The organism is Bradyrhizobium sp. LTSP857, from assembly GCF_000938285.1.
GTDB lineage: Bacteria > Pseudomonadota > Alphaproteobacteria > Rhizobiales > Xanthobacteraceae > Bradyrhizobium.
Window position 1 is genome coordinate 624,487 of record NZ_JYMS01000026.1, and the last position, 19,077, is coordinate 643,563.

Consider the following 19,077-nt stretch of genomic DNA (forward strand, 5'->3'; position numbering starts at 1 on the left):
CTCCCCCTCCAGGGAGGGTGAAGGAAAAGACTACGCCGCAGCCACCGTCAGATTCGCGCCGTCCACTTGCACTACCTTCACCCGCGTCCCCGCCGGCGTATCCGGCCCCGCGACGCGCCACACTGTGTCGCCGATGCGCACGGTGCCGTTGCCGTCGATGATCGGCTTCTCCAGCGTGAACTCGCGGCCCAGCAGCGCCTCGGTGCGCTTGTTGAGAAACGGGCTCGTGCTTGAGTCCGTCCGTCCCCGCGCGAGCCGGCGCCACACCGGCACGGCTGCCGCGGCGAACACCGCGAACATCACGAGCTGGATCTGCCACGATATGACAACAGCGAACGAGATCAGGCCGACCAACAGCGCCGCGAGCCCGAGCCAGAACAGGAACACGCCCGGCGCCAGCACCTCCAGCGCCATCAGGATGAAGCCGAAGATCAGCCAGTTCCAGGTGCCGAGCGATACGAACATGTCGGTCATGACACCACCTCTTTGAAGAACCTCACTGCGGCGGTACCGTCGGCGGCGTGCCGCTGACCGGCGGCACCGAGCCGCGGCGCGCCGCGGCAACCGCGGACGCAGCACTTTCACCGAACGTCGCCTTGGCGATCTCGCCGATGCCGGCGAGCGAGCCCAGCAAGCTCACGGCCTCGATCGGCAGCATGATGATCTTCTGGTTCGGCGAGTCCGCGAACTGGCCGAACGCCTTGATGTATTTGTCGGCGATGAAGTAGTTCAGCGCGGCCACATCGCCCTTGGCGATGGCCTCGCTGACCATCTGGGTCGCCTTGGCCTCGGCCTCCGCGGAACGTTCGCGGGCCTCGGCGTCGCGGAACGCAGCTTCCTTGCGGCCTTCGGCCTGGAGGATCTGGCCCTGCTTGGCGCCCTCGGCACGCAGGATTTCCGACTGGCGCTGGCCTTCGGCCTGGAGAATGTCGGCGCGCTTGACGCGCTCGGCCTTCATCTGCCGGCCCATCGCCTCGACCAGGTCGGCGGGCGGCACGATGTCCTTGATCTCGATCCGGTTGACCTTGAGACCCCAGGGCGAGACCGCGGCATCGACCACGCGCAGCAGCCGCTCGTTGATCTCGTCGCGATGCGACAGCACCTGGTCGAGGTCCATGGAGCCCATCACCGAACGGATGTTGGTCATGGTCAGCACGATGATCGCCTGGGTGAGATTGGAGACCTCGTAGCTCGCCTTGGCGGCGTCGAACACCTGAAAGAAGGCGACGCCGTCGACTGTCACGGTCGCGTTGTCCTTGGTGATCACCTCCTGCTCGGGAATGTTGATCACCTGCTCCATCATGTTCATCTTGCGCCCGACCCGATCGAAATAGGGAACGATCAGGTTCAGTCCCGGCGCCAGCGTGCGGGTGTATTTTCCGAACCGCTCGATGGTCCAGTCAAACCCCTGCGGCACCGTCTTCACGCCGGCGAACAGCGTGATGATGACGAGCAACACCAGCACAATCGCGAAAATATCGAAACCGCTCATATGTCCTCCAAGGCGGGAAAAGACCCTTCCCGCGCTGTCATTGGTCGGGATCGCGACCCTACCGGTTCAGCGGTCGCGCGTAACGTCGGCATTTGCTCGATTCCGCACAAGAGCTACGGCAAGGAACGGTCACGATTATGTATTTGCGAACGGCTCTTGAAAGCATGCCGGCGCAAACCTACCGGCAAAAATTAACACATCCAGTCATGCCGCCCGATACGGACGGCCCTATTCGATGACGTCGTTCGCGGTTGCGAGCAGGCTTGCGGGAATCGTGACGCCAATCGCTTTGGCTGTCTTCAGGTTGATTGCGAGCTCGAACTTGGTGGGGTTCTGGACCGGGAGGTCGGCGGCCTGCGCGCCCCTCAGGATGCGATCGATGTAGGACGCGGCGCGGCGCAGCTGCTCGGCGGTGTCGGTGCTGTAGGACATCAGGCCGCCCTCGTCGACGAAGGTGCGGCTCCAGAACATCGCCGGCAGGCGCGCCTCATGGATGGCCGCCAGCAGATGCGCGCGATTGGCCATGGTGAAAAAGTCCGGCAGCACCAGCAGGCCGCCATCTTTTCGCGAGGCCAGCGCCGCGATCGAGGCGGCATCGTGCACCGGCGCGGGCTCGACCGTCACGCCAAGCGTCCGCGCGGCGTCCTCGATCGTGCGCAGCATGAGGGGGGCGAACGGCGCGGTGGCAGGATTGTAGACGACGAAGACGCGGCGGACGGGCGGCGTGATCTGCGTCAGCATCTCCAGCCATTTGCCGGCGAGCGGGCCGTCATAATCAGTGAAGCCGGTGATGTTGCCGCCGGGATGCGCAAGGTTTTTGACAAAACCCTGGCTGACGGGATCGGTGATGACGGCGAACACGATCGGAATCGTCGCGGTGCGCTGGCACAATTCGTCGACCGACGGCGTGCCGATCGCGAGCAAAATGTCTGGCTTGAGCGCGATCAGCTCATCGGCAAGCCGGGCGAGGGGCGCGCGGTCGCCGGCGCCGCTGCGCCAGTCGACCTTCAGATTGTCTCGCTCTTTCCAGCCATGGGCGGCGAGCGCCTCGGCCAGGCGGGTCTGCGAGATCACCTCATCGGCGGTGACCGAGAGCACGCCGAGCCGGCGCGTCGCGTTCGACTGCTGCGCTAGGGCCGAGCGCGGCAGCGCCGTGATCGTCCCAAGAAGCGCCAGGAGTTCGCGGCGATTCATCGGGCACCCATCAGATCCAGCCCTGAAGCTCGCGCAGCACCAGGGTGCGGATCACGTCCATGCCGGGATCGCTGTCATTAAGGCAGGGGATCGCGGAAAACTGCTCGCCGCCATTATGCTTGAAGATCTCGGCGTTCTCCTGCGCGATCTCCTCCAGCGTCTCCAGGCAATCGGCCGAAAAGCCCGGCGTCACCACCGCGATGCGGCGCACGCCTTCCTTGGCCAGGCGCTCCATCGTCTTGTCGGTGTAGGGCTGGAGCCACTCGTCATTGCCGAAGCGCGACTGGAACGTCAGCAACAGCTTTGTCGCATCCATTCCGAGCCGACGGCGCAGCGCCTCGGTGGTGGCGATGCAGTGGCCCTGATAGGGATCGCCCTGGTCGACATAGGATTTCGGCATGCCGTGGAAGGAGGCGACGATCAGCTCCGGTGTGAACGGCAGCGTCGCGAGATGCGCCTCGATCGAGACGGCGAGCGCCTCGATATAGGCCTCGTCCTCATAATAAGGCGGCGTCACCCGCAACGTCGGCTGGTTGCGCAGGCGGGCGAGCACGCGAAACACTTCGTCACAGACGGTGGCCGAAGTCGGGGCGGAATATTGCGGATAAAGCGGTACGGCGAGGATGCGTTCGCATCCCCCGGCGATCAGCGCGTCGATGCCCGACTTGATCGAAGGATTGCCGTAGCGCATCGCCCAATCCACCACGACGTGGTCGCGGTCCGACAGCGCGGCTCCCAGCTTGTCGCTTTGCGACCGCGTGATGGTTTTCAGCGGCGACTCGTTCTTCTCGGTGTTCCAGATCTTTTGATAGTCGAGCGCCTTGGTGCGGGGACGGCTGCGCAGGATGATGCCGTTCAGCACCAGCTGCCAGATCAGGCCCTGGTCCTCGATGACGCGGGGGTCCGACAGAAATTCCTTCAAATAGACCCGCACGCCCGGGGCGTCGGCGGTATCGGGCGTGCCGAGATTGACCAGTAGTACGCCGACGCGCGGCTGGCCGGACTGGGCGGCCGGTTTCGCGGTCTGGATGGGGACAATCGTCGTCATGGCTCGTTGCGTCGCGCGTTGCTCCGAACTTGTCAAGATTGGGCCGGTTTCGCTAGGGTCGGCGCGGAGGGGGAGGAACCATGACGCTGGCGGAATGGTGCGTATTCGGGGCGCTGCTGCTCTATCTCTTGACGATCGCCTCGATCAAATGGATCAGGTTTCGCGGCTTCGACAATTCCCGGCCGCGCGACCCCGCCTTCTATGAGGAAGCCATCGCGCAACGCGCGCTCGGCGCGCACCAGAACGGCATCGAGACCTTTCCGTTCTTCGCCTTCGCGGTGCTGCTTGCCGAATTCAGGGATTCACCGCAGCGGCTGATCGACGAGCTCGCCGTGCTGTTCCTGATCGTGCGGATCGCCTATGTGCTGACCTATCTCGGCAATCGCCCGACGCTGCGCTCCATCCTCTGGAGCATCGGCTTTGCGCTCAATCTCGGGATTTTCTTCATGCCGCTGTTGAAGCGGTTTCTGCCGGTGTGAGGCTCGGTGAGTTGTAGCCCGGATGGAGCGAAGCGTAATCCGGGGACCGTCTCATCCGCGGACGCAGCGGCCCCGGATTACGCTGCGCTCCATCCGGGCTACAAGGGCTCACCTCAAAAACAGGTCGTCCGCTCGGCCGCGATGTAGCCTAACAAGAGGCCCGCGCCGAACAGCAGCACCAGGCCAGCGGCACCGAACTCGATGCCACGCATGAACAGCGCGCCGCCGCCGTCGCGGCCCGCGCTGAGGCGGCCGGCGATGTCCTTGGCGGAGACGGCGATGACGGCGATGGCCGCAACCGTAATCGCGGTGCCAAGCCCCATCAGGAAGGTCGCGGCAATGCCGGCCCAGAACAGGCCCTGCGCGAGCGCAAACACCAGCACCAGGATCGCGCCCGAGCACGGACGGATGCCGACAGTGAGGATCGCGGCAAATCCGCGCCGCCAGCCGCCGGGGCCGGCAAGCTCGCTCGGCATGGGCCCGTGGGAATGGCCGCAATGCTCATCATGGACGTGGTCATGCGCGTGGTGGGCGTGACTGTGGTCGTGGCCGTGATCGTGGCCATGATGCGCATCATGATGATGGTGATGGCCGTGATCATGGTCATGCGGCACGCCCGCGATCGCCGGCACCGGCTGGGTCGCCTGGAGCGCGCGGATGAAGGCGCCGCCCTTGACCCAGACCAGCCGCAGGCCGAACAGCGCGATCAGGCCATAGCTCGCGATCTCGATCGCGCCTTCCGCCTTGCACATGGTCTTCGCGGTCGCGTTCAGCACCCAGGCCGAGATGCCGACGATGAGGATCGCGACCAGCGACTGCATCAGCGCCGAGGCAAACGACAGCGCGATGCCGCGCCGTGCGGTCTCGCGGTTGGCGACGAGATAGGAGGCAATCACCGCCTTGCCGTGGCCGGGGCCTGCGGCATGGAAGATGCCATAGGCAAAAGAGATGAAGAGCAGCGTCCACACCGCCGAGCCGTCGGTCTTCGCCGCGCGGATGGTCGACGACATCTGGCGATAGAATTCCGACTGCTTTGCCAAGAGCCAGCCAATGAGGCCGCTGGCCTCGGGCTCGGCAGCCTGCGCCGGCCGCGGCGCGCCGAACGGATTTTGCGCCAGGAGATCGTTAAGCGCGGCATCGGCCACGCCCACGACGAGAACAACAGCAGCGCAGGCGAACAACCCGCGCGCGAACGGGGAGAGTTGCGGCTTCAAGGGCAATCCACCGTGATCTTGTTGGCGAACATCATGCCGAAATTGGCGTTCGGGCCATCCATGAAGGTCTGCTCGTTGAGCTTCTGCGCCGTCGCGGTGCCGTCGCTCGGGCGCTCCAGCTTCATCTGGCAGCCAGCGGGCGCGCCGACCAGCTTGACCGGATTGTCCTTGGCCATCTGGAAGTCGATGAAGAAGGAGCGGTCGAATACTTCCAGCATCAGTTGCTTCGGCTTGAGCGGGGTCTTCAGCGGCAAGGTGAAGTGCAGGGTCAGCACCGCATCCTTGTAGTCGAGATAATAGTCGACCGGCTCGTTAAAGCGCTCCTTCTTGCCGTCGGCTCGCGCAAAGGTGAAGTAGGCATATTCCTTCAGCGACTCGACATTGGTCTGCGCCAGCGGCCCCAGCTCCTCGCGCGTATAGGCCCCCTTCTTCTTGGCCTCGAGCCCCTGCACCGCATAGGCCGAGAACATGTCGTCGAAGGTCCAGGCGTGGCGCACGCCGGTGATGCTGCCGTCCTCCGCATAGAGCAGCTCGCTGGTCGCGGTGATCCAGACATGCGGATGCGCGCTCGCCGCACCCGCTGCGAACGTGAGCGCGGCCGCAAGCAGCAGCCCGAAAAGGGCGCGCATGCCCATCAGGCCGCCTTGGCGGCGTCGAGCAGGCCGCGGCGGCGGAGCAGCGCGTCGGGCTCCGGCGGTCGGCCGCGGAAGGCCTCGTAGGCGGCTTCCGGATCGACCGATCCGCCGCTGGAATAGATGTCGTCGTGCAGGCGCTTTGCGACCGCCGGATCGAAGATGTTGCCGGCCTCCTCGAACGCACCGAAGGCGTCGGCGTCCATCACCTCCGACCACATGTAGCTGTAATAGCCGGCGGCATAATGGTCGCCGGAGAAGATGTGGCCAAATTGCGTGGGCCGGTGGCGCAGCGCGATCTCCTCGGGCATGCCGATCTTCTCCAGCTCCCTCTTCTCGAAGGCGCGCACATCCCGCGCGGCCGCTGCCGGCTGGGTGTGGAATTCGAGGTCGATCAGCGCCGACGAGACGAACTCGACGGTGGCAAAACCCTGGTTGAATTTTCGCGCCGCGAGGAAGCGTTGCAAGAGGTCATCGGGCAAGGGCTCGCCGGTCTGGTAATGGCGGGCGAACTGCTGGAGCACCTCGGGCCGCTCCTGCCAATGCTCGTAGAGCTGGGAGGGCAGCTCGACGAAGTCGGTGAACACGGAGGTGCCCGACAGCGACGGATAGGTCACGTTGGAGAGCATGCCGTGCAGGCCGTGGCCGAATTCGTGGAACAACGTGCGGGCATCGTCGGGCGACAGCAGCGAGGGCTCGCCGTCGGCGCCCTTGGCGAAGTTGCAGACATTGATGATCAAGGGCGCGACCTCGCCGTCGAGCTTCTGCTGGTCGCGCAGCGAGGTCATCCAGGCGCCGGAGCGCTTTGACGACCGGGCATAGTAGTCGCCGTAGAACAGCGCCTTGTGCTTGCCGTCCGGACCTTTCACTTCCCAAACGCGGACGTCGGGGTGCCAGGCCGGGACATCCTTGCGCTCCGCGAAGGTGATGCCGAACAGGCGCGTGGCGCAGTCGAAGGCGGCGGCGATCATGTGGTCGAGCGTCAAATACGGCTTGATCGCTGAATCGTCGAAATTGGCGCGCTGGAGGCGAAGCTTTTCGGCGTAGAAGCGCCAGTCCCAGGGCGCCAGCTTGAAATTGCCGCCCTCGGCCGTGATCAGCGTCTGCATCTCGTCGCGATCGGACAGCGCCCGGGCGCGGGCCGGCTTCCAGACCCGCTCCAAGAGGCCGCGCACGGCATCCGGCGTCTTGGCCATGGAATCCTCGAGCCGGTAGGCGGCGAAGGTCGGATAGCCCAGCAGCTGGGCGCTCTCCTCCCGCAGCTTCAGGATCTCGACGATGGTCGTGTTGTTGTCGTTGCCATTGCCGTTGTCGCCGCGCGCGGTGAAAGCCTTGTAGACCTTCTCGCGCAGGTCGCGCCGGGCCGAGCTCTTCAGGAACGGCTCGGTCGAGGAGCGCGACAGTGTCACGATGGCCTTGCCGGCCATACCGCGCTCTTCTGCCGCAGCCTTGGCGGCAGCGACGAAACTCTCGGGCAGGCCCTGACGGTCGGCCTCGCCGAGCTCCATGAACCAGTCCTGCTCGTCGCCGAGCAGATGATGGCTGAAGCCGGTGCCGAGCTGGGCGAGTTTCTCGTTGATCTCCGCCATGCGCGTCTTGGCCTGTTCGGAGAGGCCGGCGCCGGAGCGGTGGAAGCGGGTGTAGGTACGCTCCAGCAGGCGGAGCTGCTCGGGGTCGAGGCCGAGATTGGCGCGATTCTCGTGCAGCTGGGCGATGCGGCCAAACAGCACGGCGTTCATCGTGATAGGATTCCAGTGCCGCGCCATCCGCAGGGAGACGTCCTTGTCGATCTCCAGGATGGCCGGGTTGGAATGCGCCGAGACCAGGTCGTAGAAGACGGACGCGACCTTGTTCAGGAGTTTGCCGGAACGCTCGAGCGCCGTGATGGTGTTGGCGAAGTCGGGCGCAGCCGGATCATTGGTGATGGCCGCGATCTCGCCGGAATGGTCGGCGAAGGCCTGCTCGAAGGCCGGCAAGAAGTGCTCCGGCGTGATCTCGTCGAAGGGCGGGGTCGCAAACGGCGTCACCCAGGCCTTCAGCAGCGGGTTGGTCTCGGAGTCCGTAGTTTGGCGGGGTTCTGACATCACAAGTCCCGATTTTTGAGCTGGTTTGTTGCAGCCAGCTATAGCACGCGATGGGGCTTTTTTGGGCCATTTGGCCTTGCTCCCGCCCGCCTTTTCGGGGAGATTGCGGCCCTCGAAGCCACGGACCCCTTAAGCCCATGAACGCGCCCTCCTCGTCTTCCCGTCAGATCGTCTGGCCGAGCGTCATTACTGTCATCAGCGCCGCTATTCTGATCGGCGCCGAGGTGTTCGGCGCAGCATTTGCCGGCGGCTGGGCGCTCGCGATTCTGTTCGGGCTTGGTGACCAGGGCGCGCACATCCTCCAGGCCGTGCTGTTCGCACTCGGCGTGCTGGTGATGACCGCCTTCATCCGCGCGGCTCAGCGCGTCGAGCCCTTCACGAAGCGCGGTTGACGCGTCCTCGCGCGCGAGAGACGCGCGCACGACCCAGAAAACTTAACGCGCGTTCATCTTCCGCGTCGCTCGCGCAACACTGCGCAAGCAGATGTTAGGCAATTCTGTTCTCAGCCTAAAAAAAATCTTGCGAAGCGGAGTCAAAAGCCTTATGTGCGCTCTTGCCCAATTTCGCACGTGCCTGTGGTCGTGTGTCAGTCGGTAGGTATCCGGACAAGAGGCCGGACAGCCGCCAAGGGGTGAAGAAGCCGAGGGGCTCTTCGGAAGTGCGGAAGTCGGAAGGCTCATGAAGCCTGAAGACGAAAGCAAACCCGGAGCGTCCAGCATCTCTCTCAAGAGATGCCTTGTCGAAGGTGACTTCACTCTTTGCAACCGTGACTGGCAGCCGGAGGCGAACCGGCGCACCCCGCTCTCAACGGGGGACGCGACTTAAAGCAACGACGGATCGGGCTTTTTTGGTCTCTACCGGCAGTCCAACGCCGGCGCGGGCTACTGAAAAGGCTTGTCCTTCATTGCCAGGTGTGCGGGCGGGAAATTCCCAACCAATCCACGGCAGCACAGTCTGATGTGAGTCTTTGGCTCGTCGCGCCTCCATCGCGCGATCTGGCCGGGGCGCTCTTATCCGACGTCATTTTTTGAACGGATCCCCGTCGCTGGGCCGTTTGGGAGAGTGCTATGACCGAACGTATTCAGGAATTCCTGCGCAACCGCCGCAGCGAGGGCCTCGACACCGAGCCGTGCCTCGTCGTCGACCTCGAGGTCGTGCGCGACAATTACCAGACCTTTGCCAAGGCGCTGCCCGACAGCCGCGTGTTCTATGCCGTCAAGGCGAACCCGGCGCCGGAAGTGCTGGCGCTGCTGGCGTCCATGGGCTCCTGCTTCGACACCGCAACCGTCGCCGAGATCGAGATGGCGCTGGCCGCGGGTGCGACGCCCGACCGCATCTCCTTCGGCAACACGATCAAGAAGGAGCGCGACATCGCGCGCGCCTTCGCGCTCGGCATTCGGCTGTTCGCGGTCGATTGCGCCGCCGAGGTCGAGAAGGTCGCCCGTGCCGCTCCCGGCGCGAAGGTGTTCTGCCGCATCCTCTATGACTGCGCCGGCGCCGAGTGGCCGCTGTCGCGCAAGTTCGGCTGCGACCCGGAAATGGCCGTCGAGGTGCTCGACGTCGCCAAGCGCCTGGGCCTGGAGCCGTGCGGCATCTCCTTCCATGTCGGCTCGCAGCAGCGCAAGGTGAAGGCGTGGGACCGTGCGCTGGCGATGGCCTCGCAGGTGTTCCGCGACTGCGCCGAGCGCGGCATCAACCTGACCATGGTCAACATGGGCGGCGGCTTCCCGACCAAGTATCTGAAGGACGTGCCGCCGGTGGTCACCTACGGCCGTTCGATCTTCCGCGCACTGCGCAAGCACTTCGGCAACCAGATTCCGGAGACCATCATCGAGCCGGGTCGCGGCATGGTGGGCAACGCCGGCATCATCGAATCCGAAGTCGTGCTCATCTCGAAGAAGAGCGACGAGGACGAGGTGCGCTGGGTTTATCTGGACATCGGCAAGTTCGGCGGTCTCGCCGAGACCATGGACGAGTCGATCCGTTACGCCATCCGTACCCCGCATGACGGGGCGGACATGACGCCGTGCGTGCTCGCTGGGCCCACCTGCGATAGCGCCGACGTGCTGTACGAGAAGAACCCGTATCCGCTTCCGGTGACACTCGAGATCGGCGACAAGCTGCTGATTGAAGGCACCGGGGCCTATACGTCGACCTACTCGGCGGTGGCGTTCAACGGCATCCCACCGCTGAAGACGTACCACATCTAAACAGCCTCTCTTCGGAGGCCTGACGAACCCGGGAGCCGGCTTGCCGGCTCCTCCCTGACATTTCGATTTCTGACGACGCCTTGGACCGGCGTGCTTCGCGCACGCAGGTCTCAAGCGGGGACTGACGCGCCATGACTACTCTTCGGAAGACACAAGTCGCCCTCAACTCGAATGCCGCTCCGTTCGCGATCCGCGCGGAACGTGCTGTCGACGTCGCCGACCGTGAAGCGCTGCTGGATGCAAGCTTTGGCGAGAACCGCCACGACCGCACCTGCCAGCGCCTGCGCGACGGACGTGCACCTGCCGCAGGCCTTGCTCTGTCGGCAGTGCGCGAGGGGACACTCGTGGGAACCGTGCGGCTGTGGCACGTCAGCGCCGGAGGCAGGCCCGCTTTGGTCCTCGGACCGCTGGCGGTGGACCCTGCCTGCCGCGAGCTCGGGATCGGCGCCGCGCTGATGCAACAAGCGCTGGCCGCCGCCCGGGCGCGCGGGCATGCCGCCGTGATCCTGCTCGGCGACGCCCCCTACTACGCCCGCTTCGGCTTCTCGGCCGAGAAAACCGGCGAACTCTTGCTGCCCGGCCCGTTCGAGAGCGACCGTCTGCTGGCGGTCGAGTTTCAGGCCGGTGCGCTGGATGGCGCCGAGGGGATGATCGTCCCGACCGGTGCGGCCCTGTCCAAACGGAGGGTAGTTCGCACCCTCCAAGCGCACGCGGCCTAAGGGATAGCCATGATGGCGACGACCGAAGCCGCGTTCCGCGGCGATGCTCGCGCGTGCCCGTTCCTTTAGGGTTGCGCGGGCCTGAGAAACGCCCTTTAACCCGCCAAACACCCCCTTCAGTGGAGGCCCTCGACCATGTCCCGTCGCCTGATTTCCACCGGCTCCCCGTTCGAGAAGACCGCCGGCTACAGCCGCGCGGTGATCGATGGCGAGTTCGCCTTCGTCGCGGGAACCACCGGCTATGACTACACCACGATGACGATGCCGGCCGATGTCACCAGCCAGTCACGCAACTGCTTCAAGACCATCGAAGCCGCCCTGAAGGAGGGCGGATTCGAGATGGCCGACATCGTCCGCGTGACCTACTACCTCACCGACATCAAGGATGCAGACGCGCACTTCGCCGTTTGCGGCGAGGTCCTCGGCAAGATCCGCCCTGCCTCAACGCTTCTCGTCGTCTCAGCGCTCTACAAGCCCGAGATGAAGGTCGAGATCGAAGCGACCGCCAAGCGCCGCAGCGCCTGATCCACCCCTCACCCTTTGTCCGCCAGCACGTTCCGGAGAATCCATCCCATGAGCCCCGCCTCGCAGATCTACGCGAAGATCACCGGTCCCGTCGTCATGGTCGGCTTCGGCTCTATCGGCAAAGGCACGTTGCCGATGATCGAGCGGCATCTCGACTACGACAAGTCGCGCGTCACCGTGATCGATCCCAAGGACGAGGGCCGCAAGGCGCATTGCGAGAAGCACAATGTACGCTTCATCCAGAAGGGCGTGACCAAGGACAATTACCGCGAATTGCTGACCCCGCTGCTCACTGAAGGCGGCGGCCAGGGTTTTTGCGTCAATCTCTCGGTCGATACCGGCTCCACCGACATCATGGAGCTCTGTAACGAACTCGGCGCTCTCTATATCGACACCGTCAACGAGCCCTGGCTCGGCTTCTATTTCGATTCGTCGAAGGGCCCGGAAGCGCGCTCCAACTACGCTCTTCGCGAAGTGACGCTGGCCGCCAAAAAGGCGCGCCCCGCGGGCTCGACCACGGCCGTTTCCTGCTGTGGCGCCAATCCCGGCATGGTCTCGTTTTTCGTCAAGCAGGCGCTGCTCAATGTCGCCGCCGATCTGAAGCTCAATGCTCCCAAGCCGAAGACCAAGGCCGAATGGGCGGATCTGATGCGGCAAGCCGGCATCAAGGGCATCCACATCGCCGAGCGCGACACCCAGCGCTCCAAGTCGCCGAAAGAGCCGGACGTCTTCGTCAACACCTGGTCGGTGGAAGGTTTCCTGTCGGAAGGCGTGCAGCCGTCCGAACTCGGTTGGGGCACCCATGAAAAATGGATGCCCGAGAATGCGCATACCCACGAAGCCGGCTGCGGCGCCGCCATCTATCTGATGCAGCCCGGCGCCAACACGCGCGTGCGCACCTGGTGCCCGACCCGCGGCGCGCAGTATGGCTTCCTCGTCACCCATAACGAGTCGATTTCGATCGCCGACTATTTCACGGTGCATGACGCATCGGGCAAGGCGGTCTATCGGCCGACCTGCCACTATGCCTATCATCCGGCCGACGATGCCGTGCTGTCGCTGCATGAAATGTTCGGCCGCGCCGCGAAGATGCAGGAAAAGCACCACATTCTCGATGAGAACGAAATCGTCGATGGCATCGACGAACTCGGCGTGCTGCTGTTCGGCCATGACAACAATGCCTATTGGTACGGCTCGCAGCTCTCGATCGAAGAGACCCGCAGGCTCGCGCCCTATCAGAACGCCACCGGCCTGCAAGTGACCTCCGCCGTGCTCGGCGGCATGGTGTGGGCGCTGGAAAACCCGAAGGAAGGCATCGTCGAAGCCGACGAGATGGATTTCGATCGCCTGCTGGAAATCCAGCTGCCGTATCTCGGCCCGGTGAAAGGTTTCTACACCGACTGGACGCCGCTGACGGATCGTCCGGGACTGTTTCCGGAAGATATCGATACGAGCGATCCCTGGCAGTTCCTGAATGTTCTGGTGCGGTGAGGGGGAGTCCGGCTCTCTCCGCCCGTCATCCCGGGGCGGCGCGCCTCATCCCACACACCACCGTCATGCCCCGCGAAGGCGGGGCATCCAGTACGCCGCGGCGGTCGTGATTGAACTGAGGCGCTGGTGGATACTGGATCGTCCGCCTACGCGGACGATGACATCGAGGGTGTGGCCGCGAGCATGGGCCTACCTTGCTACTTCTCCCTGATCGCCGGCGCGATCTTCTCGGCCGGCGCCGCCGGGAGTGCCGGCTTGGTCGCCGCGCCTTGCGTCTGCGGATCGGGACGCGCCGGCTCGGGGGCCGGCGTGGTCGGCCGGTCGCCGCCGGGCTTGGCTTCCGCCGGCACCTTGTCCTGATCATTGGACGGCGTGCCCTGGAGGGGCTGTGTCGCCTGCGCTAGCTCCGTCCGGCTTTCGGCCCGGATTTGTGCGAGCGACATGACTGACACCGCGATGCCTGCTGCGAACAGCGAGCCCGCGATCGTCAGATCGAGCTTCAGTCTGCGCTTGTCATTTTGGCCGGGCATATCGATCACCGCCTTTGTCCGCGGGATTAACGAAGTTCCCCGACTGCGGTTCCATGCCCGGCAAGCCGGGAACTGGGTGTCAGCGTGCCAAAACGGCACGTTCAGTCAGTGGTGCTGACTTCCCAGGTGGCGTGGCGCACGCCCGGCAGGTGCTGAAGATCGGTCGCCACGGCGTTGAGCTCGTTCGGGTCGACCGCTGTTGCAACCAGCTTTGCGACGATCTCCAGAACGTCCTCGCTGATCTCGACCACATCGACATCGGCCACCTGATATTTCGAGGCCTCGAGCTGGTCGATGAGGCGGTCACGCATGTCAGGCAGGACGTCGGCCGCGACCGCGAGCTTGAAGTAGTAAGTCGCCTCCGAGGTCTTCTCATTCAACGGGATGCGGTTGATGGCGTTGACCAGCGGGCGCAGCATCGTGTTGCCGGCGATGACGAACACGGTCAGCGCCGCTGCCTGCGCGACCATGTCGGCGCCGGCGCAGGAGCCGACGGCGGCTGAGGCCCACAGCGTCGCTGCGGTGTTGAGCCCGCGCACATCCATGCCCTGCTTCATGATGACGCCGGCGCCGAGGAAGCCGATGCCGGAGACGACATAGGAGATCACCCGGACTGCCCCATCGGCGCCCGTCAGGTGCATGGCGAGATCGACGAAAGCGGCGGCGCCGACCGCAACCAGCACATTGGTGCGCAGGCCGGCGGTGCGCTGGCGGTATTGCCGCTCGGCGCCGATCAGCGTGCCCAGCACAAAGGCCGTGAACAGGCTGACCAGCGTGTCGGCGAAATCGGCGAGCTGGAAGGTCGTCAGAAACCGCATGGCCCCACGCTACGGTTTGAACGCTATTCAGAGGTCGAGAAATCCTGCCTCGCCCGTTTCATCGGCAAAAGCAAGTGTCGTCCCCTTGGCGTTCCAGGCCAGCGCGGCCACCGGCGGCGTGCCGTTGCGGCGGACCAGAATCTCCGCGCCGTCTTCAAGACGTACCATCAGCACGGTGCCATCGCTGTAGCCGGCGGCGAAGATGTCGTTCTTCGGATGGCAAGCGACCACCGACACGCGCGCCTGGAGCGGCGCGAGCATCGCGGGCTCCTTGCCCATCGGGCCGTCCTTGCTCGCAAACGGCCACAGGATGACGGTGTCGGCACCGGAGGTCGCCAGCGCCTTGCCACCGGCGCTCCAGGACATCGAGCGGACGCGGCCGGGATAGCCGGTCATGCGCATGTGTCTGTTGTCGGCAAGCCGCCAGCCGTGCAGCGCCGCCTCGTGCATGGTGGTGACCAGGAATTTGTTGTCCGGGCTGAAGGTGACGCCGAGATGCGAACCGGCCCAGGGCAGGAATTCAGCTGATCCTTCCATGTTGGGAAACCATAGCGTCGCGCCGTTGTAATGCGCGATCGCGACCCGCAGCCCCTTCGGGGCGAACGCGAGCCCGCCGACGGTCGAGGGCACCTCGAGCGATTTCTCCTCGGCCTTGCCGCTCTTGACGGTGGCCGTCTTGCCAGCCGACCAGGCGAAGGCACCGTCGGGATGTAGCGCGACCGCATCGATCCAGCGCCGCTTCGGGTCGGTCGCGAGCAGCGTCACCTCGCCCTTGGCGTCGAGCGAGACGACTTTGCCGTCGTCGCCGCCCATGACGAGACGCTTGCCGTCACTTGCAGTCGAAAGAATGCCGCCGCTGTGGACGGCAACCGCGGCGATCTCACCCTTGGCATCGACGAACGCGACATTCTCCTCGGCACCGACGAAGGCGGCGCGGGACCCAAGGAAATGCACCGAGGTCACGCCCATGCCGAGCGCAACCGGCTTGACGCGGTCGGTGACGGAGACGATCGAGGCGGAATCGGGGGCCGGCGTAAACTCTTTCATCACGAGACGATGCAGCTTTCGAAGCCCGTGCGAATAAGCTCTTCGGGCAATTCACGGCCGATGAAGACGAGGCGGCTCTGGCGCGGCTCGCCGTCCTTCCATTTCCGCTGATGGTCGCCTTCCAGCATCATGTGAACGCCCTGGAAGACATAGCGGTCGTCATCGTCCTGGAAGGCAAGGATGCCCTTGGAGCGCAGGATCTTGCCGCCCTCCACCTGCACCAGGTTCTGGAGCCAGGGCATGAACACGTTCGGGTCGAGCGGCTTGTCGGTCTTGAGCGACAGCGACTGCATGTCCTCGTCGTGATAGTGCTTCAGGCCGTGGCCGTGATCATGGTGGTGATGATGGTCGTGGCCGTGATGATCGTGATCGTGGTCATGATCGTCGACCTCCAGAAAATCCGGCTCGATATCGAGGATGCGGTCGAGATCGAAGGCGCCGCGATCAAGCACATCGGCCAAGGCTACCGAGCAGCGCTCGGTGCGGTGGAGTTTCGCATAGGGATTGATGGCGCGGATGCGCGCTTCGACCTCGGCAAGCTCCGCCTTGGTGACGAGATCGGTCTTGTTCAGCACGATGACGTCGGCAAAGGCGATCTGGTTCTTGGCTTCGGGCGCGTCCTTCAGCCGGTCGGACAGCCATTTGGCGTCGGCGACCGTCACGACGGCATCGAGCCGGGCATTCTTCTGCACGTCCTCGTCGACGAAGAAGGTCTGGGCGACCGGCGCCGGATCGGCAAGGCCCGTGGTCTCGACGATGATGGCGTCGAACTTGCCCTTGCGCTTCATCAAGCCTTCCATGATGCGCACGAGGTCGCCGCGCACGGTGCAGCAGATGCAACCGTTGTTCATCTCGAACACTTCCTCATCGGCACCAATGATGAGGTCGTTGTCGATGCCTATCTCGCCGAACTCGTTGACGATGACGGCGTATTTCTTGCCGTGGTTTTCCGACAGGATGCGGTTCAACAGCGTGGTCTTGCCGGCACCGAGATAGCCGGTCAGGACGGTCACGGGAATTTTCTGGGACGCTTCAGACATAACAACTCCGACATCGGGCTTTTCCGCGCGACGCGAGGCGGGGTGGCCCCCTGCCCTAGTGGTCAAGCGCGCTGGTCAGGGCCTTTATATTGTGCCTGACCATATCAATGTAAGTGGGGGCAAGCCCCTTTTCGCCGGTCAAACCGTCGGAAATCAGCGTCCCGCCGACTTTTGCCCCGGTCTCAGCCGCGATCCGCCGGATCAGGCGGTCGTCGCTGATATTCTCCAGGAAAACGGCCGGAATCTTCTGGACCTTGATCTGGCCGATGATCCCGGCGATGTCCCGCGCGCTGGGCTCGGTTTCGGTGGAGACGCCCAAGGGGGCGATGAACTGGACGCCATATTCAGCGGCGAAATAGCCGAAGGCATCGTGGGTCGAGATGACCTTGCGCCGCTCCGGCGGGATTTTTGCGACGGCTTCACGCACCTCGCGGTCGAGGGTTTCGAGCTTTTCCAGATAGGCTCTAGCCTGGGCGCGGAAGAACTCCGCATCGTCGGGATCGGCCACGGCCAGCGCGTTGGCGATGTCGGTCACATAGACTCTGGCGTTGGGGACGGACTGCCAGGCATGCGGATCAGCGGCCGAGCCGAGTTTCAGCGGTACGATGCCAGCGCTCGCGGTGATCACCAGCGCTTTACTGCCGGAGGACTGCACGAGGCGCGGCAGCCAGCCTTCGAGGCCGAGCCCGTTGACCACGACGAGTTTCGCATCGGCAATCCGCTTCGCGTCGCTTGGCGCCGGCGTGTAGACATGGACGTCGCTGTCGGCGCCGACCAGTGTCGTCACATCGACCCGGTCGCCGCCAATGGTGCGGACGAAATCGCCGAGGATCGAGAAGCTCGCAACGACGTTGAGCCGCTCCGCGGCGTGCAGCGGCGAGGCGATCAGCAGGAGCGCACAGAGCAGGATACGCCGCATCGTCACGCTTCCAGATGCCGGCCGGGAAACAGCTGCCGGACGATGCCGCCGACCCGGCCGAACAGGACGGAGACGATGTAGAGCACGCTCGCCACGAGGATGATCGCAGGCCCCGACGGCACGCGGGTCTGGAACGACAACACGAGGCCGGCATATCCGGAGACGGCGGCGGCGACCACGGCGATGCAGATCATCACGGTGAGGTCGCGCGACCAGAACCGCGCAATACCAGCTGGCAGGATCATCAGGCCCACCGCGAGCAAGGTACCAAGCGCCTGAAAGCCGTTGACGAGATTGATGACGACCAGCGCGAGGAAGGCGAGATGCGCGGGGCCGCCGGCTCGACTGACGGTGCGCAAGAATAATGGATCGACGCTCTCGATCACCAGCGGACGGTAGATCACAGCCAACACCAGCAGCGTCACCGTGGCGTTGAAGGCGACCACCAGCAGCGTCTGGTCGTCCATCGCGAGGATGTTACCGAACAGCACGTGGAGCAGGTCGATATTGGTGCCCTTGATCGAGACGATGGTGACGCCAAGCGCCAGCGAGGCCAGGTAGAAGGTTGCGAGCGAAGCGTCCTCCTTCAGCCCGGTGGACCGCGCGACCACGCCGGCGAGGATCGCGACCGCAAAGCCTGCGATCAGGCCGCCGGCGGTCATCGCGAACAGATTGAGGCCGGAGAGCAGGAAGCCGACCGCCGCGCCGGGCAGGATCGCGTGTGCCATGGCATCGCCGACGAGGCTCATCCGCCGCAGCATCAGGAAGACGCCGATCGGCGCACCGGCGAGCGCCAGCGCGATCACGGCGGCAAGCGCACGCCGCATGAACTCGAATTCGGTGAACGGACCGATCAGCGCGTCATAAATCATTGGATGTCACGCCGCCCGCGAGCGGGCATCATCGGCCGCGCAGGCGGCTGCGCTATCGTCGAAGGCCTCGCACATCCGCATCGCGACCAGCAGGTTTTCCGGCGTGAGCACCTCCGCCGTTGGCCCCCAGGCCACGGGGCCACGCGCCAGGACCAAGGTCTCGGCGAAGTGCGTGCGAACCATCTCCATATCGTGCAGCGCGGCCAGCACGGTGCGGCCCTCACCGTGCCAGTGTTTCACCAGTGCAAGCAGGTCGGCCGTGGTCTTGCTGTCGATGGCATTGAAGGGCTCGTCCAGTACGATGAGCCGCGCGTCCTGGAGCAGCACGCGCGCGAACAGCACGCGCTGCATCTGCCCACCCGAGAGCGTACCGATCGGACGGTTCTCGAAGCCGTTGAGGCCCACGGCCGCGATCGTATGCAGGATTTTTTCGCGCGCCGGCTTACCAATGCCGCCGAACAGGCCGGTGGCGCGCCACAGCCCGGTCGCGACGAAATCGAACACCGAGATCGGGAAGCTGCGGTCGATCTCGGCGCTCTGCGGCAGATAGGCGATGTCGCGAGAGTCGAGCCCGCCGAGATGGATGCTGCCGTCGAGCGGCTTGAGGATGCCGACGATGCCGCGCAGCAGCGTCGACTTGCCGGCGCCGTTCGGGCCGATCACGGCGACCAGCGCACCGGAGGCGACCTCGCCGTTGAGATGGTGCACGGCCGGGTGGCGGTCGTAGCCGAGTGTGACGTTGTGGAAGTGCACGGCCGCCATG

20 protein-coding genes are annotated in these 19,077 nt (G+C 64.7%); 6 read left to right on the forward strand and 14 right to left on the reverse strand.

Features of this window, described 5'->3' with window-relative positions; all coding sequences use genetic code 11:
* Window positions 1-30: 30 nt before the first annotated feature.
* From UP06_RS17070 to hemH, 4 genes are all read right to left on the reverse strand, one after another.
* A complete protein-coding gene (locus tag UP06_RS17070) occupies window positions 31-474 on the reverse strand; it encodes an NfeD family protein (protein WP_045004043.1) in 444 nt (147 codons plus the stop codon).
* A gap of 22 nt (window positions 475-496) precedes the next feature.
* A complete protein-coding gene (locus UP06_RS17075; RefSeq protein ID WP_045004044.1) occupies window positions 497-1,492 on the reverse strand; it encodes an SPFH domain-containing protein in 996 nt (331 codons plus the stop codon).
* A gap of 228 nt (window positions 1,493-1,720) precedes the next feature.
* Window positions 1,721-2,686, reverse strand: a complete 966-nt coding sequence (locus UP06_RS17080) for an ABC transporter substrate-binding protein (protein WP_045004045.1) — start codon at window positions 2,684-2,686, stop codon at window positions 1,721-1,723.
* Window positions 2,687-2,696: 10 nt separating this feature from the next.
* Window positions 2,697-3,734: a ferrochelatase gene (gene hemH / locus UP06_RS17085; RefSeq protein WP_045004047.1), complete on the reverse strand. Its 1,038-nt coding sequence runs from the start codon at window positions 3,732-3,734 to the stop codon at window positions 2,697-2,699.
* A gap of 80 nt (window positions 3,735-3,814) precedes the next feature.
* On the opposite strand from hemH, the gene UP06_RS17090 reads away from it, so the two are divergent.
* Window positions 3,815-4,213: an MAPEG family protein gene (locus tag UP06_RS17090; RefSeq protein ID WP_045004049.1), complete on the forward strand. Its 399-nt coding sequence runs from the start codon at window positions 3,815-3,817 to the stop codon at window positions 4,211-4,213.
* 113 nt (window positions 4,214-4,326) lie between these two features.
* On the opposite strand, the gene UP06_RS17095 is transcribed toward UP06_RS17090, so the two are convergent.
* Genes UP06_RS17095 through UP06_RS17105 form a run of 3 tightly spaced genes read right to left on the reverse strand, consistent with a single transcriptional unit; the run spans window position 4,327 to window position 8,143 of the window.
* Window positions 4,327-5,427 (reverse strand): nickel/cobalt transporter, encoded by a 1,101-nt coding sequence (locus tag UP06_RS17095; protein WP_197087281.1) that lies wholly within the window; start codon window positions 5,425-5,427, stop codon window positions 4,327-4,329.
* Entirely contained in the window at window positions 5,424-6,062 is a 639-nt protein-coding gene (locus UP06_RS17100; protein WP_045004052.1) for a DUF1007 family protein, read from the reverse strand. The genes UP06_RS17095 and UP06_RS17100 overlap by 4 nt, the downstream gene beginning before the upstream one ends.
* A complete protein-coding gene (locus UP06_RS17105) occupies window positions 6,062-8,143 on the reverse strand; it encodes a M3 family metallopeptidase (RefSeq protein ID WP_045004053.1) in 2,082 nt (693 codons plus the stop codon). Before UP06_RS17105 ends, UP06_RS17100 begins: the two co-directional genes overlap by 1 nt.
* 137 nt (window positions 8,144-8,280) lie before the next feature.
* Between UP06_RS17105 and UP06_RS17110 the strand changes: the two genes are divergently transcribed.
* From UP06_RS17110 to UP06_RS17130, 5 genes are all read left to right on the forward strand, one after another.
* Window positions 8,281-8,535: a hypothetical protein gene (locus tag UP06_RS17110; protein ID WP_045004054.1), complete on the forward strand. Its 255-nt coding sequence runs from the start codon at window positions 8,281-8,283 to the stop codon at window positions 8,533-8,535.
* A gap of 675 nt (window positions 8,536-9,210) precedes the next feature.
* The gene (locus UP06_RS17115; RefSeq protein ID WP_045004055.1) at window positions 9,211-10,353 is read left to right on the forward strand and encodes a type III PLP-dependent enzyme; all 1,143 of its coding nucleotides are present in this window, start codon (window positions 9,211-9,213) and stop codon (window positions 10,351-10,353) included.
* A 131-nt stretch (window positions 10,354-10,484) separates the two neighbouring features.
* The gene (locus UP06_RS17120; RefSeq protein WP_045004056.1) at window positions 10,485-11,072 is read left to right on the forward strand and encodes a GNAT family N-acetyltransferase; all 588 of its coding nucleotides are present in this window, start codon (window positions 10,485-10,487) and stop codon (window positions 11,070-11,072) included.
* A gap of 135 nt (window positions 11,073-11,207) precedes the next feature.
* Window positions 11,208-11,597 carry a RidA family protein gene (locus tag UP06_RS17125; RefSeq protein ID WP_045004057.1) on the forward strand — a complete coding sequence of 130 codons (390 nt, stop codon included), beginning with the start codon at window positions 11,208-11,210 and terminating at the stop codon, window positions 11,595-11,597.
* Between the two features lie 48 nt (window positions 11,598-11,645).
* A complete protein-coding gene (locus UP06_RS17130) occupies window positions 11,646-13,088 on the forward strand; it encodes a homospermidine synthase (protein WP_045004059.1) in 1,443 nt (480 codons plus the stop codon).
* A 197-nt stretch (window positions 13,089-13,285) separates the two neighbouring features.
* Here UP06_RS17130 and UP06_RS41560 read toward each other — a convergent pair whose 3' ends face one another.
* The 7 genes from UP06_RS41560 to UP06_RS17165 form a co-directional block, all read right to left on the reverse strand.
* The gene (locus tag UP06_RS41560) at window positions 13,286-13,618 is read right to left on the reverse strand and encodes a hypothetical protein (RefSeq protein ID WP_045004258.1); all 333 of its coding nucleotides are present in this window, start codon (window positions 13,616-13,618) and stop codon (window positions 13,286-13,288) included.
* 101 nt (window positions 13,619-13,719) lie between these two features.
* Window positions 13,720-14,436 carry an MgtC/SapB family protein gene (locus tag UP06_RS17140; RefSeq protein WP_045004061.1) on the reverse strand — a complete coding sequence of 239 codons (717 nt, stop codon included), beginning with the start codon at window positions 14,434-14,436 and terminating at the stop codon, window positions 13,720-13,722.
* Between the two features lie 27 nt (window positions 14,437-14,463).
* Complete coding sequence (locus UP06_RS17145) at window positions 14,464-15,483, reverse strand: WD40 repeat domain-containing protein (protein ID WP_045004063.1); 1,020 nt, start codon at window positions 15,481-15,483, stop codon at window positions 14,464-14,466.
* Window positions 15,483-16,523, reverse strand: coding sequence for a CobW family GTP-binding protein (locus UP06_RS17150; protein ID WP_045004065.1), 1,041 nt, complete (start codon window positions 16,521-16,523; stop codon window positions 15,483-15,485). The genes UP06_RS17145 and UP06_RS17150 overlap by 1 nt, the downstream gene beginning before the upstream one ends.
* Before the next feature lie 55 nt (window positions 16,524-16,578).
* On the reverse strand, window positions 16,579-17,442 hold the full coding sequence (locus UP06_RS17155; RefSeq protein ID WP_045004066.1) for a metal ABC transporter substrate-binding protein: 864 nt from the start codon (window positions 17,440-17,442) through the stop codon (window positions 16,579-16,581).
* A gap of 2 nt (window positions 17,443-17,444) precedes the next feature.
* Complete coding sequence (locus UP06_RS17160) at window positions 17,445-18,314, reverse strand: metal ABC transporter permease (protein WP_045004068.1); 870 nt, start codon at window positions 18,312-18,314, stop codon at window positions 17,445-17,447.
* 6 nt (window positions 18,315-18,320) lie between these two features.
* Window positions 18,321-19,076, reverse strand: coding sequence for a metal ABC transporter ATP-binding protein (locus UP06_RS17165; protein WP_045004069.1), 756 nt, complete (start codon window positions 19,074-19,076; stop codon window positions 18,321-18,323).
* Window position 19,077: the final 1 nt, after the last annotated feature.

What these genes read in the sequence shown, in the direction of transcription:
- UP06_RS41560 (WP_045004258.1), bottom strand. Translation starts at nt 13,618, where the DNA reads ATGCCCGGCCAAAATGACAAGCGCAGACTGAAGCTCGATCTGACGATC.
- UP06_RS17100 (WP_045004052.1), bottom strand. Translation starts at nt 6,062, where the DNA reads ATGGGCATGCGCGCCCTTTTCGGGCTGCTGCTTGCGGCCGCGCTCACG.
- UP06_RS17155 (WP_045004066.1), bottom strand. Translation starts at nt 17,442, where the DNA reads ATGCGGCGTATCCTGCTCTGTGCGCTCCTGCTGATCGCCTCGCCGCTG.
- UP06_RS17120 (WP_045004056.1), top strand. Translation starts at nt 10,485, where the DNA reads ATGACTACTCTTCGGAAGACACAAGTCGCCCTCAACTCGAATGCCGCT.
- UP06_RS17090 (WP_045004049.1), top strand. Translation starts at nt 3,815, where the DNA reads ATGACGCTGGCGGAATGGTGCGTATTCGGGGCGCTGCTGCTCTATCTC.
- UP06_RS17125 (WP_045004057.1), top strand. Translation starts at nt 11,208, where the DNA reads ATGTCCCGTCGCCTGATTTCCACCGGCTCCCCGTTCGAGAAGACCGCC.
- UP06_RS17150 (WP_045004065.1), bottom strand. Translation starts at nt 16,523, where the DNA reads ATGTCTGAAGCGTCCCAGAAAATTCCCGTGACCGTCCTGACCGGCTAT.
- UP06_RS17115 (WP_045004055.1), top strand. Translation starts at nt 9,211, where the DNA reads ATGACCGAACGTATTCAGGAATTCCTGCGCAACCGCCGCAGCGAGGGC.
- UP06_RS17075 (WP_045004044.1), bottom strand. Translation starts at nt 1,492, where the DNA reads ATGAGCGGTTTCGATATTTTCGCGATTGTGCTGGTGTTGCTCGTCATC.
- UP06_RS17130 (WP_045004059.1), top strand. Translation starts at nt 11,646, where the DNA reads ATGAGCCCCGCCTCGCAGATCTACGCGAAGATCACCGGTCCCGTCGTC.
- hemH (WP_045004047.1), bottom strand. Translation starts at nt 3,734, where the DNA reads ATGACGACGATTGTCCCCATCCAGACCGCGAAACCGGCCGCCCAGTCC.
- UP06_RS17165 (WP_045004069.1), bottom strand. Translation starts at nt 19,076, where the DNA reads ATGGCGGCCGTGCACTTCCACAACGTCACACTCGGCTACGACCGCCAC.
- UP06_RS17145 (WP_045004063.1), bottom strand. Translation starts at nt 15,483, where the DNA reads ATGAAAGAGTTTACGCCGGCCCCCGATTCCGCCTCGATCGTCTCCGTC.
- UP06_RS17140 (WP_045004061.1), bottom strand. Translation starts at nt 14,436, where the DNA reads ATGCGGTTTCTGACGACCTTCCAGCTCGCCGATTTCGCCGACACGCTG.
- UP06_RS17105 (WP_045004053.1), bottom strand. Translation starts at nt 8,143, where the DNA reads ATGTCAGAACCCCGCCAAACTACGGACTCCGAGACCAACCCGCTGCTG.
- UP06_RS17070 (WP_045004043.1), bottom strand. Translation starts at nt 474, where the DNA reads ATGACCGACATGTTCGTATCGCTCGGCACCTGGAACTGGCTGATCTTC.
- UP06_RS17160 (WP_045004068.1), bottom strand. Translation starts at nt 18,314, where the DNA reads ATGATTTATGACGCGCTGATCGGTCCGTTCACCGAATTCGAGTTCATG.
- UP06_RS17110 (WP_045004054.1), top strand. Translation starts at nt 8,281, where the DNA reads ATGAACGCGCCCTCCTCGTCTTCCCGTCAGATCGTCTGGCCGAGCGTC.
- UP06_RS17080 (WP_045004045.1), bottom strand. Translation starts at nt 2,686, where the DNA reads ATGAATCGCCGCGAACTCCTGGCGCTTCTTGGGACGATCACGGCGCTG.